Source organism: Streptomyces lydicamycinicus (genome assembly GCF_000829715.2).
Lineage (GTDB): Bacteria > Actinomycetota > Actinomycetes > Streptomycetales > Streptomycetaceae > Streptomyces > Streptomyces lydicamycinicus.
Genome location: NZ_BBNO01000001.1, coordinates 1119269 through 1137105 on the forward strand (window position 1 = coordinate 1119269; position 17837 = coordinate 1137105).

11 protein-coding genes are annotated in these 17837 nt (G+C 72.2%); 7 read left to right on the forward strand and 4 right to left on the reverse strand.

What is annotated here, in order from left to right; genetic code table 11:
* Positions 1 to 268: 268 nt before the first annotated feature.
* Both TU31_RS04855 and TU31_RS04860 read left to right on the forward strand, forming a co-directional pair.
* Positions 269 to 4066 carry an AAA family ATPase gene (locus TU31_RS04855; protein ID WP_042149997.1) on the forward strand — a complete coding sequence of 1266 codons (3798 nt, stop codon included), beginning with the start codon at positions 269 to 271 and terminating at the stop codon, positions 4064 to 4066.
* 303 nt (positions 4067 to 4369) lie between these two features.
* Positions 4370 to 5788 (forward strand): sugar porter family MFS transporter, encoded by a 1419-nt coding sequence (locus TU31_RS04860; RefSeq protein WP_042149327.1) that lies wholly within the window; start codon positions 4370 to 4372, stop codon positions 5786 to 5788.
* Between the two features lie 153 nt (positions 5789 to 5941).
* Here TU31_RS04860 and TU31_RS04865 read toward each other — a convergent pair whose 3' ends face one another.
* Together TU31_RS04865 and TU31_RS04870 are read right to left on the reverse strand one after the other, a co-directional pair.
* Entirely contained in the window at positions 5942 to 6937 is a 996-nt protein-coding gene (locus TU31_RS04865) for an LLM class flavin-dependent oxidoreductase (RefSeq protein ID WP_042149329.1), read from the reverse strand.
* Positions 6938 to 7033: 96 nt separating this feature from the next.
* On the reverse strand, positions 7034 to 8515 hold the full coding sequence (locus tag TU31_RS04870) for a purine-cytosine permease family protein (RefSeq protein WP_042149332.1): 1482 nt from the start codon (positions 8513 to 8515) through the stop codon (positions 7034 to 7036).
* A 439-nt stretch (positions 8516 to 8954) separates the two neighbouring features.
* Here TU31_RS04870 and ftsY point away from each other — a divergent pair, with 439 nt between their 5' ends.
* Positions 8955 to 10184, forward strand: a complete 1230-nt coding sequence (gene ftsY, locus TU31_RS04875; RefSeq protein WP_042149335.1) for a signal recognition particle-docking protein FtsY — start codon at positions 8955 to 8957, stop codon at positions 10182 to 10184.
* A gap of 212 nt (positions 10185 to 10396) precedes the next feature.
* On the opposite strand, the gene TU31_RS04880 is transcribed toward ftsY, so the two are convergent.
* Complete coding sequence (locus TU31_RS04880) at positions 10397 to 11065, reverse strand: bifunctional DNA primase/polymerase (RefSeq protein WP_042149337.1); 669 nt, start codon at positions 11063 to 11065, stop codon at positions 10397 to 10399.
* A gap of 477 nt (positions 11066 to 11542) precedes the next feature.
* Between TU31_RS04880 and nsdA the strand changes: the two genes are divergently transcribed.
* Complete coding sequence (nsdA, locus tag TU31_RS04885; protein WP_042149340.1) at positions 11543 to 13015, forward strand: transcriptional repressor NsdA; 1473 nt, start codon at positions 11543 to 11545, stop codon at positions 13013 to 13015.
* A gap of 213 nt (positions 13016 to 13228) precedes the next feature.
* Here nsdA and TU31_RS39030 read toward each other — a convergent pair whose 3' ends face one another.
* Positions 13229 to 13474 (reverse strand): hypothetical protein, encoded by a 246-nt coding sequence (locus TU31_RS39030; protein WP_181018548.1) that lies wholly within the window; start codon positions 13472 to 13474, stop codon positions 13229 to 13231.
* Here TU31_RS39030 and TU31_RS04890 point away from each other — a divergent pair.
* The 3 genes from TU31_RS04890 to TU31_RS04900 all read left to right on the forward strand — a co-directional run bounded on the left by TU31_RS04890 (position 13377) and on the right by TU31_RS04900 (position 17796).
* Positions 13377 to 14705, forward strand: a complete 1329-nt coding sequence (locus tag TU31_RS04890) for an ammonium transporter (RefSeq protein WP_042149343.1) — start codon at positions 13377 to 13379, stop codon at positions 14703 to 14705. The two genes, TU31_RS39030 and TU31_RS04890, sit on opposite strands and share 98 nt — an antisense overlap.
* On the forward strand, positions 14702 to 15040 hold the full coding sequence (locus tag TU31_RS04895) for a P-II family nitrogen regulator (RefSeq protein ID WP_042149346.1): 339 nt from the start codon (positions 14702 to 14704) through the stop codon (positions 15038 to 15040). Before TU31_RS04890 ends, TU31_RS04895 begins: the two co-directional genes overlap by 4 nt.
* A gap of 197 nt (positions 15041 to 15237) precedes the next feature.
* Positions 15238 to 17796, forward strand: a complete 2559-nt coding sequence (locus TU31_RS04900) for a [protein-PII] uridylyltransferase (RefSeq protein ID WP_042149350.1) — start codon at positions 15238 to 15240, stop codon at positions 17794 to 17796.
* Positions 17797 to 17837: the final 41 nt, after the last annotated feature.

Consider the following 17837-nt stretch of genomic DNA (forward strand, 5'->3'; position numbering starts at 1 on the left):
CCGCTTGAGGCACCGCTTTCTTCAAGATCTGCAAGGGACGCTTCGGCGTCCCTTCGTCGTTTCCGGCTTTTCCGTGCTGCGGCTTTTCCTGCGAACCACCTGGTCACTTCAGCCCTGACGGCCCTCCCTTACCGCATGATGTGCCCTGCGCTTTCGGCAGCGAAACCGAAAATGAACGGCGCGGTATACCCGGGGGCCGTACGGGGCCGGGGAGCGGCCCGGAATGTTGGGATCCGCCGCCGGGGAGCGGCCGGTAGAGTCCCACGGCGTGCATCTCAAGAGTCTGACCCTGCGAGGTTTCAAGTCCTTCGCCTCCGCAACGACGCTGCGCTTCGAGCCGGGCATCACCTGCGTCGTGGGCCCCAACGGCTCCGGCAAGTCCAATGTCGTGGACGCGCTGTCCTGGGTCATGGGCGAGCAGGGCGCCAAGTCGCTCCGCGGCGGGAAGATGGAGGACGTGATCTTCGCCGGGACGACCGGGCGGCTGCCGCTCGGCCGCGCCGAGGTCTCGCTCACCATCGACAATTCCGACGGTGCACTGCCGATCGAGTACGCCGAAGTCACCCTCACCCGGATCATGTTCCGCAACGGCGGCAGCGAGTATCAGATCAACGGTGACACCTGCCGGCTGCTGGACATCCAGGAATTGCTCTCCGATTCCGGTATCGGCCGGGAGATGCATGTCATCGTCGGGCAGGGCCAGCTCGACTCCGTACTGCATGCCGACCCGATGGGGCGCCGGGCCTTCATCGAGGAAGCGGCCGGCGTTCTCAAGCACCGCAAGCGCAAGGAGAAGGCGCTGCGGAAGCTGGAGGCGATGAAGGCCAATCTCGCCCGGGTCCAGGATCTGACCGATGAGCTGCGGCGCCAGCTCAAGCCGCTGGGGCGGCAGGCCGCGGTCGCCCGGCGCGCCGCCGTCATCCAGGCGGACCTGCGTGATGCCCGGCTGCGGCTGCTCGCCGACGACCTCGTCACCCTGCGCCGGGCCCTGCGCGCCGAGATCGCGGACGAGGCGGCGCTCAAGGAACGCAAGCAGGCCGCCGAGGACCGGCTGCGCACCGCCCAGCAGCGGGAGGCGGCGCTGGAGGAGGAGGTCCGTACGCTGACGCCGCGGGTGCAGCGTGCGCAGCAGACCTGGTACGAGCTGTCGCAGCTCGCGGAGCGGGTGCGCGGCACGATCTCGCTGGCCGAGGCGCGGGTGAAGAGCGCCACGGCGGCGCCGCCGGAGGAGCGGCACGGGCGGGACCCCGAGGACATGGAGCGGGAAGCGGCCCGGATCCGCGAGCAGGAGGCGGAGTTGACCGCCGCGCTGGAGGCGGCGAGCCGGGCGCTGGAGGACACCGTCGAACACCGTGCCGGACTGGAGCGGCAGTTGGCGGACGAGGAGCGGCGGCTGCGGGACGTGGCCCGTGCCATCGCCGACCGCCGGGAGGGCTTGGCCCGGCTCAGCGGGCAGGTCACCGCCGCCCGGGGGCGGGCCGCCTCGGCGCAGGCCGAGATCGGCCGGCTCGCCGAGGCCAGGGACGCCGCCCGGCGCCGGGCGGACACCGCCCAGGAGGAGTACGAGCAGCTCAGGGCCGAGGTCGACGGGCTGGACGCGGACGAGGAGATCGCGGAGCGGCACGAGGCGGCCCGCCGCGAGCTGGCGGAGACGGAGACCGAGCTGACCGCCGCGCGCGAGGCGCTGACCGCGGCCGAGCGCGAGCGGGCCGCGACCGCCGCCCGGCACGACGCGCTGGCGCTCGGGCTGCGCCGTAAGGACGGCACCGGAGCGCTGCTCGCCGCCGCGGACCGGCTCACCGGACTGCTCGGGCCGGCGGCGGAACTGCTGACCGTCACCCCCGGCTTCGAGGTCCCGGTGGCGGCGGCGCTCGGCGCGGCCGCGGACGCCGTCGCCGTCACCGGCCCGGCCACCGCCGCCGAGGCCATCCGGCTGCTGCGCAAGCAGGACGCGGGCCGGGCGGCGATGGTGCTGGGGGGAACCGGGGGCCGGAGCGGGACGGGACGGGTGCCCGCGCCCGCACGGGCGGTGGAGGCCACGGAGGGCGGGGGAGCCGCGGAGACCGTGGGGGCTGTTGATGGTGCCGAGGAGGCGGTGCGGGGTGGGGGCACAGGTGCCTCCAGGGCTGCCGGGGCTTACGGGGCTGAGCCGGTTCGTGGGGCCGACGGCGTCACCGGAGCGGCCGAGGGGGCCGTGGTCGAGGTCTGTGAGGGTGCGCCCGAGGCGGCCGTGCACCGTGTTCCTGGGCCCCGTGCCGAGCCCGTACCGGCGGCGGAACTGGTCCGGGGGCCCGCGGAATTGACCGCCGCCGTGGCCCGTTTGCTGCGGGATGTCGTGGTGGTCGGGACGCTGGAGGACGCCGAGGACCTGGTGGCCGCCCGGCCGGAGCTGATGGCCGTGACCGCTGAGGGTGATCTGCTCGGGGCGCATTTCGCCCAGGGCGGTTCCGCCGGTGCGCCGAGTCTGCTGGAGGTGCAGGCGTCCGTCGACGACGCGGCGGCCGAGCTGGAGGAACTGGCGGCGCGCTGCGAGAAGCTGGCGGAGGCGCAGCGGGCCGCGGCGGAACGCCGTACGGCGGGTGCCGCGCTGGTCGAGGACCTGGCCGAGCGGTGGCGGGCGGCGGACCGGGAGAAGTCGAAGGTCGCCGGGGACCTCGGCCGGCTCGGCGGGCAGGCGCGGGCGGCCGCGGGTGAGGCCGAGCGCTGCGAGGCGGCGGCCGCCAAGGCCGAGGAGGCGCTGCTGCGGGCCACCGAGGAGGCCGAGGAGCTGGCCGAACGGCTCGCGGTGGCCGAGGAGGACCCGGGCGTCGGCGACGAGGAGCCGGACACCTCCGTACGGGACCGGCTGGCCGCCGACGGCGCCAATGCGCGGCAGACCGAGATGGAGGCCCGGCTCCAGGCGCGGACGCACGAGGAGCGGGTGAAGGCGCTCGCCGGGCGGGCGGACGCGCTGGACCGGGGGGCGCGGGCCGAGCGCGAGGCGCGGGCGCGGGCCGAGCGGCGGCGCGCCCGGCTGCGGCACGAGGCGGCGGTGGCCGGGGCGGTCGCCGCCGGTGCCCGGCAGCTGCTGGCGCATGTCGAGGTGTCGGCCGTACGGGCCGAGGAGGAGCGGGGCGCCGCGGACCGGGCCAAGGCCGAGCGGGAGCAGGCGCTGGTGGCCGAGCGCAACCAGGGCCGGGAGCTGAAGTCCGAGCTGGACAAGCTGACGGACTCGATGCACCGCGGTGAGGTGCTGGGCGCGGAGAAGCGGCTGCGGATCGAGCAGCTGGAGACCAAGGCGCTGGAGGAGCTGGGGGTGGAGCCGGCCGGGCTGATGTCCGAGTACGGCCCCGAGCAGCCGGTACCGCCGTCGCCGCCCGCCGAGGGCGAGGTGCTCCCGGACGATCCGGAGCATCCTCGTCACCAGCCGGTGCCCTATGTACGGGCCGAGCAGGAGAAGCGGCTCAAGGCCGCCGAGCGGGCGTACCAGCAGCTCGGGAAGGTGAACCCGCTGGCGCTGGAGGAGTTCGCGGCGCTGGAGGAGCGGCACAAGTTCCTGAGCGAACAGCTTGAAGACTTGAAGAAGACCCGGGCCGACCTGATGCAGGTGGTCAAGGAGGTCGACGAGCGGGTGGAGCAGGTCTTCACCGAGGCGTACCACGACACCGCGCGGGAGTTCGAGGGCGTCTTCGCACGGCTCTTCCCCGGCGGGGAGGGGCGGCTGGTGCTCACCGATCCGGACGACATGCTGTCGACGGGGGTGGATGTGGAGGCGCGGCCGCCCGGGAAGAAGGTCAAGCGGCTGTCGCTGCTGTCGGGCGGTGAGCGGTCGCTGACCGCGGTGGCGCTGCTGGTGTCGATCTTCAAGGCGCGGCCCAGCCCGTTCTATGTGATGGACGAGGTGGAGGCCGCGCTGGACGACACCAATCTCCAGCGGCTGATCCGGATCATGGAGGAACTCCAGGAGAGCTCCCAGCTGATTGTGATCACGCATCAGAAGCGCACGATGGAGGTCGCGGACGCGCTCTACGGGGTATCGATGCAAGGTGACGGCGTATCGAAGGTCATCAGCCAGCGGCTGCACTGACCGGGGTCGCGCGGGCGGCTCGTGCGGCGGCATGCGGGCCGGTGCCGGCAGGCGGGACGGCCGCCTGCCGCCCCGCTGCTGATCGCCCGGAGTATCCGACACCCCATCAGTTCAGAACTTGAACGAAAGACCACCAGGACGCCCGAGAAACAAATTCATCACGCCCTATTGACTTCGAAACTTGAAGGCATAGTCTCTGCAACGTTGCTTTTACCTTCAAGTGGTGGGTACCCCCAACCTATGCACCACTAGAAGGGCCAGCCCCCTACGCCCGGCAGCGCAGCCGGGCCACTGGAGTTCACGTTGACCAGCACCGCGCAGCCGACGGTCCCGGAAGGCCGCAAGGCCCATCCCGACCATCTCGGCCATGTCATCTTCATCACCGCGGCTGCCGCGATGGGCGGCTTTCTCTTCGGCTATGACAGTTCCGTCATCAATGGTGCCGTCGAGGCGATCCGCAGTCGTTACGACGTCGGATCCGCGGTCCTCGCCCAGGTGATCGCCGTCGCCCTGATCGGCTGTGCGATCGGCGCCGCCACCGCCGGCCGGATCGCGGACCGCATAGGCCGTATCCGGGTGATGCAGATCGCCTCGGTGCTGTTCACCATCAGCGCCGTCGGCTCCGCTCTGCCGTTCTCGCTCTGGGACCTCGCCTTCTGGCGGATCATCGGCGGTTTCGCCATCGGTATGGCCTCGGTCATCGGCCCGGCCTACATCGCCGAGGTCTCGCCGTCCGCCTACCGCGGCCGTCTCGGCTCGTTCCAGCAGGCCGCGATCGTCATCGGTATCGCCGTCTCCCAGCTCGTCAACTGGGGCATCCTCAACCTCGCCGACGGCAACCAGCGCGGCACGCTCGCCGGCCTGGAGGCCTGGCAGTGGATGCTCGGCGTGATGGTCGTCCCGGCCGTCCTCTACGGTCTGCTCTCCTTCGCGATCCCCGAGTCGCCGCGCTACCTGATCTCCGTCGGCAAGGTCTCCCGCGCCAAGGAGGTGCTCGCCGAGGTCGAGGGCCACACCGTGAACCTCGAGACCCGCGTCGTCGAGATCCAGGACGCGATGCGCCGCGAGCACAAGTCCTCGTTCAAGGACCTGCTCGGCAGGAAGATGGGCTTCCTGCCGATCGTCTGGGTCGGTATCGGTCTCTCGGTCTTCCAGCAGCTGGTCGGCATCAACGTCGCGTTCTACTACTCCTCGGCGCTGTGGCAGTCCGTCGGCATCGACCCGAGCGCCTCGTTCTTCTACAGCTTCACGACGTCGATCATCAACATCATCGGCACCGTGATCGCGATGGTCTTCGTCGACAAGATCGGCCGCCGTCCGCTGGCGCTGATCGGCTCGGCCGGTATGGCCGTCTCGCTCGCCCTGGAGGCATGGGCCTTCTCCGCCAAGACCGCGGCCGGCACCCTGCCGCACGTCGAAGGCACCGTGGCGCTGATCGCCGCCCATGTCTTCGTGCTCTTCTTCGCCCTCTCCTGGGGCGTCGTGGTCTGGGTCTTCCTCGGCGAGATGTTCCCGAACAAGATCCGTGCCGCCGCGCTGGGCGTCGCCGCCTCCGCGCAGTGGATCGCCAACTGGGCCATCACGGCCAGCTTCCCGAGCCTGTCCGACTGGAACCTCTCGGGTACGTACATCATCTACGCGGTCTTCGCCCTGCTCTCGATCCCCTTCGTGCTCAAGTTCGTGAAGGAGACGAAGGGCAAGGCGTTGGAGGAGATGGGCTAACCCCCCGCCAGTCCGTCTCCTCAGCACTGGGTACTGCCCCGGGTCATCAGGGACCCCGGGCAGTACCCCTTTTTGTGCCGGGGTTTTCTGTCATCGGCGGCGGGCTGCACCCGGTTCGTCTTCCACCCGGAAGGCTGAACCCGCCGCCGGCGGTCAGTCCTTGAGGCGGGGCAGCACCCGCTCGGCGAACAGATGCAGCGAGCGCCAGCCCTCGTCGACGGGCATCCCGCCGCACAGCGGATGGAGGATCAACGAGCCCCCGGCTCCGGTCCGCCGGGCGAGCCGCAGGCAGTCGTCGGGGGTGACGACGCGGTAGACGCCCTCCTCGCGCAGCGCCCCGACGTCCCGTGCGGACGAGCGCACCGCGGAGCGGCTCCCGGCGGACTGCCAGGACGCGTACATCCGGGCCTCGTGCAGCAGATGGCCGCCGTACTCGGCCCAGGTGCGGTCCGGGTCCTCGGAGAGGTGGAGGAGCGTGGTCCGCTCGGGTGGCTGCATCACCCATCCGTCGGTGCCGTAGGCGGCGCGCTGCCGGTGGTAGTAGGCCTCCAGCTCGGGGAGGTGGGCACTGGGGAAGAAGGGGAGTCCCAGGCGGGCCGCGCGCCGGGCCGCGGCCCGTGAGCTGCCGCCGATCAGCAGCGGCGGATGCGGCCGGGTGTACGGGCGCGGGGTGACTTGGACCGTGCGCCCCTGATAGGTGAACGGTTCCCCGGTCCAGGCGGACAGCAGGGCCTGAAGCACCTCGTCCTGGAGCGTGCCCCGGCCCGGCCAGTCCTTGCCGTGCGCCGCGTACTCCTCGGGGCGGTAGCCGAGGCCGGCGACGGTGATCAGCCGGCCGCCGCTGAGCAGATCGAGCGAGGCGAGGTCCTCGGCCAGCCGCAGCGGATCGTGCAGCGGGGTGATCAGCGCGGAGACGGTGACGCCGATCCGGCGGCTGGCGCCGAAGACGGCGCCCGCGAAGGTGAGCGGGGAGGGCATCCAGCCGTTGGTGGTGGCGTGGTGCTCCTCGGTCTGGACCATGGTGAAGCCGCGGTCGTCGGCGAACGCGGCCATCTCGACGGCGGCCCGGTAGCGCGCGGACAGGGTGTCGGGCGTGGGTGCGGGGTCGACGAGGTTGATCCGCAGGACCGTGACAGGCAGAGCGGGCATCGCAAACGTCCCCTTCGCCGGGGTGGTTGGCGAAGGGGACGTTAGCTGACGCTGCGTCAGATCACTAGAGGCGGAGTCCGGTCCACGGGGCCCGGGTCAGCCCACCTCGACCGACTGCCGGGCCTCGGCCGCCTCGTCCGGGCCGGCCGCCGGGGTGGACTCCTTCGGCGCCGGCAGTACCGCGAAGACCAGCGCGGCGATCGCGATGGTGGCCGCCCAGCCCAGGCCGTTCTCGCCGATCCAGGTGGTGGCCAGCGGGCCGGTGAACCACTGGACCTTGGTGAAGCACAGGCCCGCCACGAGCGCCACGCCCCAGGCGGTCATGGCCTGCCAGCAGAAGCCGCCGACGTACCAGTAGCGGCTGGTGCGGCCGGTGTCCATCAGGCTGTCGGCGTCATAGCGCACCGCCAGCTTGCGCCGCCGGGCCATGTCGATGCCGTAGACGCCGATCCAGGCGGAGAAGGAGACCGCGAGCAGCGTCAGGAAGGCGATGAACTGGCCGATGAAGTCCTTGGCCACCAGCATCATGAACAGACCGCCGACCAGGCTGATGACGGCGTTGATGCTGACCGCGAGGGCACGGGGCAGCTTGACGCCCATGGTCTGGGCGGTGAAGCCCGCGGAGTACATCGACAGGCTGTTGATCAGCACCATCCCGACCAGCGCGGTGATCAGGTACGGCACCGCGAGCCAGGACGGCAGGATGCTGCCGAGGAACGACATCGGGTCGGTGTTCTGGCCGGCCAGCTTCGGGCTGGAGACGGCCATCACGCCGCCCATCAGCACCATCGGCAGCAGCACCAGGGCCGCGCCGGAGACGGTGGCGCCGACGATCTTCTTGCCGGACGCGGAGTGCGGCAGGTACCGCGCGAAGTCGGGGCCGGTCGGCACCCAGCTGATCCCGCCGGCCGCGATGGTGCCGATGCCCGCGATCACCATGGCGGTGGTGCCGGCCTTCTTGGCGAAGACGGCGTCCCAGTCCATCGTGGCGACCAGGTAGACCAGCACCATGATGCTGAACAGGCCGAACAGATACGTCGAGTACTTGTTGCAGACGTTGAGCGCCTTACGGCCCAGACCGCTCACCAGGTACGTGACGGCCACGAAGGCGAGCAGGGTGACGACGACCAGGACGTTGTTGCTCTCGATGCCGAGCAGCAGATGCAGCACGGTCAGCACCGCATAGGCGCCGGTGACCGCGTTGATCGTCTCCCAGCCGAAGCGGGCGACCCACAGGATCGCGCCGGGGAAGTAGTTGCCGCGGACGCCGAAGGCGGCCCGGGAGAGCATCGCGCCGGGGGCGCCGCCCCACTTACCCGAGACCGACAGCACGCCCACCATGCCGAACGCGACGGCCGCGGCGATCGCGGCGACCAGCAGGACCTGCCAGAAGTTCAGCCCGTTGTTGACCACGAGCGAGGCGCCCATGGTGAGCAACAACACGCTGATGTTGGCGGCCACCCAGGTCGGGAAGAGCTCGCGGACGCGGCCCTGGCGTTCGTTGTCGGGGACGGGCTCGATGCCTCGGGTTTCGACGGCGCCTTCGGTTGCGGGAGCGGAAGCGGACGTGGTGCCCATTGGTGCAGGTATCTCCGTGCGGGGATCTGGACGCACCCCCACGGGGGAGGAGGTGCAGGCAGCAGCTGTGATGCCTGGCCAGAATTGATTGCCAGGACTCTACGCGCGTTGCGCGGCCGTCGACCATCGTACTTTGATCCAACTTGTGCCGGTACGCGCTGTTGGACCCCACGACGAGGACGAGTGTCGCCGAACCTCGTCGAAGGGTCCAGTCGGGCCCCTCCGGACCTCGTCCGGAGGGGCGGGTCAGGGCGCTCGCCCGCCTCCCCGGGGTCCACCCGGCCGTACGGCCCGGCCTCGTGCTGCCGTCCCGGAGCGGCACCCGGAGCGCGCCCCGGCCGGGCGCCGCGGGGCCGGGGTACCGCTTTCCGGACACCGCCCCTCCAGGTTCGGCGCGTGCAGTCCCCACGGGCGGAGCGTGGCTGATACTGGAGGGGTTATGGACATCGTCATCCTTGCTGTAGTCATCGCCGTGGTCGTGCTCGGCGCGATCAGCGGGCTCGTCATCAGCGGCCGCAAGAAGAAGCAGCTGCCGCCGTCCCCGCCGGCCGCCCCGAAGCCCTCCGTTACCGCGCCCCCTGCCGAACCGCATGTCGGCGAGGAGGCCGAGACCCCCCGCGACGAAGAGCGTCGCACCATCGAAGAAGTCACGCTGCCCACCGCCGAGGCCCCCGCGGCCGAGGCACCGGCCGCCGAGCCCGAGGCGCCCGCGGCGCCCGCCATCGAGGTCCCCGAGCCCACCGCCGGCCGGCTGGTCCGGCTGCGCGCCCGGCTCTCCCGCTCCCAGAACACCCTGGGCAAGGGCCTGCTGACCCTGCTCTCCCGTGAACACCTCGACGAGGAGACCTGGGAGGAGATCGAGGACACCCTGCTGACCGCCGACGTCGGCGTCGCACCCACCCAGGAGCTGGTCGAACGGCTGCGGGAGCGGGTCAAGGTCCTCGGCACCCGCACCCCCGAGGACCTGCGCGCGCTGCTGCGCGAGGAGCTGCTCACCCTCATCGGCACGGACGCCGACCGCACCGTGCACACCGCCAACGGCATCGGCAACGGCGGCGACGAGATCCCCGGCGTCGTGCTGGTGGTCGGCGTCAACGGCACCGGCAAGACCACCACCACCGGCAAGCTCGCCCGGGTCCTGGTCGCCGACGGCAAGTCCGTGGTCCTCGGCGCCGCCGACACCTTCCGCGCCGCGGCCGCCGACCAGCTCCAGACCTGGGGCGAGCGGGTCGGGGCCCGTACGGTCCGCGGACCCGAGGGCGGCGACCCCGCCTCCATCGCCTTCGACGCGGTGAAGGAAGGCATCGCCGAGGCCGCCGATGTCGTCCTGATCGACACCGCGGGCCGGCTGCACACCAAGACCGGTCTGATGGACGAGCTCGGCAAGGTCAAGCGGGTCGTCGAGAAGCACGGCCCGGTCGGCGAGGTGCTGCTCGTCCTGGACGCCACCACCGGCCAGAACGGCCTGGTCCAGGCCCGGGTCTTCGCCGAGGTCGTGGACATCACCGGCGTGGTGCTCACCAAGCTCGACGGCACCGCCAAGGGCGGCATCATCGTCGCCGTCCAGCGCGAACTGGGTGTCCCGGTCAAGCTCGTCGGCCTGGGCGAGGGAGCCGACGACCTGGCGCCCTTCGAGCCGGAGGCTTTCGTCGACGCCCTGATCGACTGACGCCGCCAGGGCACCCGCCCGGACCGTCACCGGCCCCCGGACCCGCAGACCGCGGGTACCGGGGGCCGACGCTTGTCCGCAGGGCGCCCGCCCCGCCGCGTGACGGCCGGCCCCGCACCGCCTGGCGCGGCGCCCGGCCCCCGCCGGTCCGGACGGCTCCGGCGGACGACGGCCGTGCCGGGCGGCCGGCGAGCTCGGACCGGCCGGGGACCTCAGACCGCCGAGCGGTTGCAGGCGTACGCCAGGGTGCCCACCATCAGCCGCGCCTGCGGCGGCCGGCCGGCGGTGTCCAGGGTCGGCGGGCGCAGCCAGCGCACCGGACCGTGGCCACCGAGGTCGGAGGGGGGCGCGGTGAGATGGTCGCCGGGTCCCAGGGAGCGCAGGTCCAGCGAGGCGTCGTCCCAGCCCATCCGGTACAGCAGATCGGGGAGCTGCCCGGCCGCCCCGGGAGCGACGAAGAACAGCGCCCGGCCCGTCGGGGCCACCGCGACCGGGCCCAGCGGCAGACCCATCCGCTCCAGCCGCGCCAGCGCGTTGCGGCCCGCCGCCTCCGGCACGTCGAGGAGATCGAACGACCGGCCCACCGGGAGGAGGATGGCGGCGCCCGGTGTCTCGGCCCACGCCGCGGCGGCCTTCTCCCAGCCGGCACCGGCCGTCAGCTCCTCGCCGAAGGCCAGCGGATGAGCACCGGGGGAGGGGCAGTCGGCGGCCCCGCACGAGCAGTCCGTACGGCCGCTGCCCGCGCGGACCGCCCGGGCGCCGGGGACGACGTCCCAGCCCCACAGCCCGGTGTACTCCGCCACCGCCGAGATCTCGGTCGAGCGGGCGCGGCGCCGGGAGCTGGAACGCATCTCTCGGATGCCGCCGATCGTGAAGCCCATGCCCCCTCCAACGGGTGGTGCGTGCCAGTGGTTACGAGTCGGCGGGTTGACGGTCCGGCGCCGCCGGGGTCCCGTCGGCGCCCGTGGTGCGGTGGTGTGCCGGGTGGTGTGGTGCGCCGTGTGAGCCCTGGTGTGCTTCGCTCCGCCCGGCGTTCTTCGGCCTGTGTCAAGTCAATCGCGAGAGCTGGGCGGGGAGTTCATTCGAAGGGGTGGCGAATGGTGGCGTTTCCGCGATCGCCCTCGCGGCGGGCGTGATCGTAGGATTACTTTCGGTGCGCGAACCCCGGAGAGGCACCCTTCGCACGGGTATGCCGGTGGCAACGCACAGGTCGAGCACAGGCCAAAAGGTGTGGCCGGAAACCGTGATCGGGTAGATGTACCCCGGACAGGCGTCGTAACGGGCGGCGTCCTGTGGGCAGTTCGCGGGCACGCACCAGGCACCAGGCACCAACGCAGCTATCGGGATGGGGGCTTCCAGTGGGCGGCAACGGCGGCACGGGCGGCACCGACGCCGTCAAGCAACCCAACGCACAGTTGGGTTCGTGGTTCATGCGCAGCGGCTGGTCCAAGGGCGAACTGGCCCGGCAGGTCAACCGCCGGGCCCGCCAGATGGGCGCCCACCACATCAGCACCGACACCTCGCGGGTGCGCCGCTGGCTCGACGGTGAGCAGCCACGCGAGCCCATCCCGCGGATCCTGTCCGAGCTGTTCTCCGAACGCTTCGGGTGTGTGGTCGGCATCGAGGAGCTGGGCCTGCGCTCCGCGCACCAGTCCCCGTCCGTCTCCGGCGTGGACCTGCCCTGGGCCGGGGCCCAGACGGTCGGCCTCATCAGCGAGTTCTCCCGCAGTGACCTGATGCTGGCGCGCCGCGGCTTCCTCGGCACCTCCCTCGCGCTCGCCGCCGGACCCAGCCTCATCGAGCCGATGCAGCGCTGGCTGGTCCCGGTGCCCGCGGGCCAGGGCGGCACGGAGGAAGCCGACCGTGCCCGCCGGCCCGCGCGGCTGTCCGGGCCGGAGCTGGATCTGCTGGAGTCGACGACCGCGATGTTCCGCCAGTGGGACGCGCAGTGCGGCGGCGGGCTGCGGCGCAAGGCGGTGGTCGGCCAGCTTCACGAGGTCACCGACCTCCTCCAGGAGCCGCAGCCGGAGCCGGTGGCCAAGCGGCTGTTCAAGGTCGCCGCCGAACTCGCCGAACTCGCCGGCTGGATGAGCTACGACATCGGCCTCCAGCCCACCGCGCAGAAGTACTTCGTGCTCGCGCTGCACGCCTCCAAGGAGGCCGGCGACCGGCCGCTGGGCTCGTACATCCTCTCCGGCATGAGCCGGCAGATGATCCACCTCGGCCGGCCCGACGACGCCCTGGAGCTGATCCACCTCGCCCAGTACGGCAGCCGGGAGACCGCCACCCCGCGCACCCAGGCCATGTTGTATGCGATGGAGGCCCGCGCCTACGCCGGGATGGGCCAGCCCAGCAAGGTCAAGCGGGCCGTCCGGATGGCCGAGGACACCTTCTCCGACGTCCTGCCCGGCGAGCCCGAGCCGGACTGGATCCGCTTCTTCTCCGAGGCCGAGCTGAACGCCGAGAACGCCCACTCCTACCGCGACCTCGCCTATGTCGCCGGCCGCAGCCCCACCTACGCCTCGCTCGCCGAGCCCGTCATGCGGCGCGCCGTGGAGCTCTTCGGCAAGGACCCCGAGCACCAGCGTTCGTATGCGCTCAACCTGATCGGGATGGCCACCGTGCATCTGCTCCAGAAGGAGCCCGAGGCCTGCGCGGCGATGGCGCAGCAGGCGATCCCGTTCGCCCGGCAGGTCCGCTCCGAACGGGTCAACACCCGGCTGCGCAAGACCGTCGACAACGCGGCGCGGGAATTCGGCGGCGTCGCCGAGGTGATCCGGCTCAGCGACGAGCTCACCCGCCAGCTGCCCGAGACCGCGGAGGCCGTCTGACGGCAACCCACCCCTGAACTCCGGCCGCGGCCACCGCCCCGTACAGCCCGACTCGGCTCCCCCATGCCAGGTCACGCGGGCGGCAGCCGCGGCCGGGCTCGTCTTTTGCGCCTAAGCCGGCGCCGCTCTCGCGGAGGTGGCTGGGCGCCGTGGGGGTTGCTCAATTGGTGGTTTCGATGGGTTGAACGGGTGATGTCGTGCTGATCTGGCAGTTCACCGGGGCGTAACACGGTGGGCGTCTTCGTCACTGCGGTGAAACACCCGCAAGGTTTGGCCGAAACCACGCTGCGACAACCTCATCGCGAAGTCGGCCCACCAGAAACACGCCCGCACGGGCCGCATCGACGACGAGGAGACGCCGATGCCCCCAGGCATCCTGACGCTCGCAGCAGACAAAGTGACACTCAGCCCGGCCAACACCGGGTTCATACTGATCTGCTCCGCATTGGTGATGGTCATGACCCCCGGTCTCGCCTTCTTCTACGGCGGTATGGTCCGGGTCAAAAGCGTGCTCAACATGCTGATGATGAGCTTCATCAGCCTGGGCATCGTGACGATCCTGTGGGTCCTGTACGGCTTCGGGCTCGCCTTCGGCACCGACCAGGGCGGCTTCATCGGCTGGGACGGAAACTTCGCCGGGCTCAGCGGCATCGGCCTGACGGAGCTGTGGGGCGCCACCACCATCCCGGTCTATGTCTTCGCGGTCTTCCAGCTGATGTTCGCGATCATCACGCCGGCCCTGATCAGCGGTGCGCTCGCCGACCGGGTGAAATTCACCGCCTGGGCGCTGTTCATCGCGCTGTGGGTCACCGTCGTCTACTTCCCCGTCGCCCACTGGGTCTGGGGCGAGGGCGGCTGGCTGTTCGAGCTGAAGGTCATCGACTTCGCGGGCGGTACGGCCGTCCACATCAACGCCGGTGCCGCGGCGCTCGGCGTGCTCCTCGTCGTCGGCAAGCGCATCGGCTTCAAGAAGGACCCGATGCGGCCGCACAGCCTCCCCCTGGTGATGCTCGGCGCCGGTCTGCTGTGGTTCGGCTGGTTCGGCTTCAACGCCGGCTCCTGGCTCGGCAACGACGACGGCATCGGTGCGGTCGCCTTCGTCAACACCCAGGTCGCCACCGCCGCCGCGATGCTCGGCTGGCTGGCGTACGAAAAGCTCCGGCACGGCTCGTTCACCACGCTCGGCGCGGCCTCCGGCGCGGTCGCCGGACTCGTCGCGATCACCCCGGCCTGCGGCGCGGTCAGCCCGCTGGGCGCCATCGCGGTCGGTGTGATCGCCGGTGTGCTGTGCGCCATGGCCGTCAACCTGAAGTACAAGTTCGGCTACGACGACTCCCTCGACGTCATCGGCGTCCACCTCGTCGGCGGTGTCGCCGGCTCGCTGCTGGTCGGCCTGTTCGCCACCGGCGGGGTGCAGAGCGAGGCCAAGGGCCTGTTCTACGGCGGCGGCTTCGAACAGCTCGGCCGGCAGGCCGTCGGTGTGTTCAGCGTGCTGCTCTACTCCCTGGTCGTCTCGTACGTCCTTGCCAAGGCGATCGACCTGGTGATGGGCTTCCGGATCGGTGAGGACGAGGAGGTCGCCGGCATCGACCAGGCCGCGCACGCGGAGACCGCATACGACTTCACCGGCGCGGGCGGTGGCACGGTCGGCCGACTCGGCGAGGCCCTGACAAAGAAGGTGAACGCGTGAAGCTCATCACGGCAGTAATCAAGCCGCACCGGCTGGACGAGGTGAAGGACGCCCTCCAGGCATTCGGTGTGCACGGCCTGACGATCACCGAGGCCAGCGGATACGGCAGGCAGCGCGGGCACACGGAGGTGTACCGCGGCGCCGAGTACACCGTCGACCTGGTCCCGAAGATCCGCATCGAGGTGCTGGTCGAGGACGCCGACGCCGAGGAACTGACCGACGTCATCGTCAAGGCGGCCCGCACCGGCAAGATCGGCGACGGGAAGGTGTGGAGCGTCCCCGTCGACGACGCGGTACGGGTGCGGACCGGGGAGCGGGGGCCGGACGCACTGTGAGACCACGGCCGGGCTCCGGCTCCGGCCCCGGGCGGCTCTCCGCCGCCGGGGACCGCGGCCGGGCCCGGCCGCCCGGGCGGCCGGTGGCCGACCGGACCGCGGCAGCACAGACTGATCGTGCGGGCCCAGCCGGTACGGGGGCGGCCGCACGGGCGACGGGGACGGCGGGGGACCACCACGACCAAGGAGCGCGCGCGTTGACGGACAGCGTCGAGGACACGGCAGGACCGGCCGGAGCGCAGAGCACGGGGAACGAACCCACGACCGCCCCGGAAGGGGGTTATGCCGCGGCCCGGCTGCGCCTCCTCCAGGACGAGACCTCCACCGGACCCGACCGCCGCGCCGCCCTCGCCCGGCTCACCGACGACTGGCTGGCCGGCCTGCTGGCCCGGCACGGCACCGCCGCCGGCCTGTCCGGCACCGCCCTGGTCGCCGTCGGCGGCTACGGCCGCGGCGAGCTCTCCCCGCGCAGCGATCTCGACCTGCTCCTGCTGCACGACGGCCGCGCCGACGCGGGCGCCCTCGCCGCGCTCGCCGACCGGCTCTGGTACCCCGTCTGGGACCTCGGCCTCGCCCTCGACCACTCCGTACGTACCCCCGCCCAGGCCCGTAAAGCGGCCCGCGAGGACCTCAAGGTGCAGCTGGGCCTGCTCGACGCCCGCCACCTGGCCGGCGACCCCGACCTGACCGCCACGGTGCGCACCGCCGCCTACGCAGACTGGCGCGAGAGCGCCCCCAAGCGGCTCCCGGAACTCCAGGAGCTGTGCCAGGAGCGCGCGGAGCGGCAGGGCGAACTCCAATACCTCCTCGAACCCGACCTCAAGGAGGCCCGGGGCGGGCTGCGGGACGCCACCGCGCTCCGGGCCGTCGCCGCCTCCTGGCTCGCCGACGCGCCGCGTGGCGGCCTGGAAGCCGCCCGCACCCATCTCCTCGACGCCCGCGACGCGCTCCACCTGACCACCGGCCGCGCCACCGACCGGCTCTCCCTCCAGGACCAGGACCAGGTCGCCACCGCCCTCGGCATGCTGGACGCGGACGCCCTGCTGCGGCAGACCTACGAATCCGCCCGCACCATCTCCTACGCGGCCGATGTCACCTGGCGCGAGGTCGGCCGGGTCCTGCGCGCCCGCTCCCTCAAGCCCACCCTGCGCGGGCTGCTGCACGGCCGCACCGCGGGCAAGGGCGAGCGTTCCCCGCTCGCCGAGGGCGTCGTCGAACTCGACGGCGAGGCGGTACTGGCCCGCACCGCACGCCCCGAGCGGGACCCGGTGCTGGTGCTGCGCGCCGCGGCCGCCGCCGCCCAGGCCGGGCTGCCGCTGGCCACCCACGCGATCCGCCGCTGCGCCACGGCCACCGCCACCAAGCCGCTGCCCGAGCCCTGGCCCGCCGAGGCCCGCGAACAACTGGTGACGCTCCTGGGCGCCGGTACGCACACCGTGCCCGTATGGGAGGCCCTGGAAGCCGAAGGCATCATCACGCGGCTGCTGCCCGACTGGGAGCGCGTCCGCTGCCGCCCCCAGCGCAACCCCGTCCACACCTGGACCGTCGACCGCCACCTGGTCGAGACCGCCGTACGGGCCGCCGCCCTGACCCGCCGGGTGCACCGTCCCGACCTGCTGCTGGTCGCCGCCCTGCTGCACGACATCGGCAAGGGCTGGCCCGGCGACCACTCGGTGGCCGGCGAGACCATCGCCCGCGACGTGGCGGCCCGGCTCGGCTTCAACGCCCGGGACACCACGGTGATCGCCACCCTCGTACGGCACCATCTGCTGCTCATCGAGACCGCCACCCGGCGCGATCTCGACGACCCGGCAACCGTCGGCGCGGTCGCCGAGGCGGTCGGCAGCACCCGCACCCTGGAGCTGCTGCACGCCCTGACCGAGGCCGACGCCCTGGCCACCGGGCCCGCCGCCTGGAGTACCTGGCGCGGCGGCCTCGTCGCCGACCTGGTCAAACGGGTCGCCGCGCGGCTCGCGGGGGAGCCCGACACCGAGCTGCGCGGCGTCGGTGAGCCGACCGCGGAACAGGAGCGGCTGGCGATCGAGGCCCGGCGCACCGGTGGCCCGGTCCTGTCCCTGCACACGCGCGCCGAGGCCCCCACCGAGGCCGACACCGGCCCGGAAACCCCGGCACCCGCCCAGGAACCGGTCGGGGTGGAACTGCTCATCGCCGTCCCCGCCCGCCCGTCGCCCGCCCGCCGCGCCTCAACGAGCCCTGCGGGCGCCCCTCCGATGGGCGTGCTGTCCGCCGCGGCCGGGGTGCTGGCCCTGCACCGGCTCACCGTCCGCGCCGCCGACCTGCTCCTCCTCGACCCCATCGACGAAGGCCCCGTCCTGGTACTGAGCTGGCGGGTGGCCGCCGAATACGGCTCGCTGCCGCAGGCCGACCGGCTGCGCGCCGACCTGATTCGCGCCCTGGACGGCACCCTCGACATCCCCGCCCGCCTCGCCGAGCGGGAGCGCGCCTATGCCCGCCGCTCCCGGGCCGTGCTCGCCCCGCCACCCCGGGTCACCGTCGCCCCCGGCAGCTCCGACACCGCGACCGTCATCGAGGTCCGGGCCCAGGACGCCCACGGCCTGCTGCACCGCATCGGCCGCGCCCTGGAGGCAGCCGGCGTCGCCGTCCGCAGCGCCCACATCAGCACCCTGGGCGCCAACGCCGTGGATGCGTTTTACGTCACCGGGGCGGACGGGGCACCCCTTGCGGACGCCGCGGCGCACGAGGTGGCGGCGGCCGTGCAGCGCGCCCTTCAGTAGCGGCCGGGAATACAGGGCCGGAACGGTTTGCTTGCGGAGGC

What these genes read in the sequence shown, in the direction of transcription:
- TU31_RS04870 (WP_042149332.1), bottom strand. Translation starts at nt 8,515, where the DNA reads ATGGGCACCACGTCCGCTTCCGCTCCCGCAACCGAAGGCGCCGTCGAA.
- TU31_RS04890 (WP_042149343.1), top strand. Translation starts at nt 13,377, where the DNA reads ATGCCCCCAGGCATCCTGACGCTCGCAGCAGACAAAGTGACACTCAGC.
- TU31_RS04880 (WP_042149337.1), bottom strand. Translation starts at nt 11,065, where the DNA reads ATGGGCTTCACGATCGGCGGCATCCGAGAGATGCGTTCCAGCTCCCGG.
- ftsY (WP_042149335.1), top strand. Translation starts at nt 8,955, where the DNA reads ATGGACATCGTCATCCTTGCTGTAGTCATCGCCGTGGTCGTGCTCGGC.
- TU31_RS39030 (WP_181018548.1), bottom strand. Translation starts at nt 13,474, where the DNA reads ATGACCATCACCAATGCGGAGCAGATCAGTATGAACCCGGTGTTGGCC.
- TU31_RS04865 (WP_042149329.1), bottom strand. Translation starts at nt 6,937, where the DNA reads ATGCCCGCTCTGCCTGTCACGGTCCTGCGGATCAACCTCGTCGACCCC.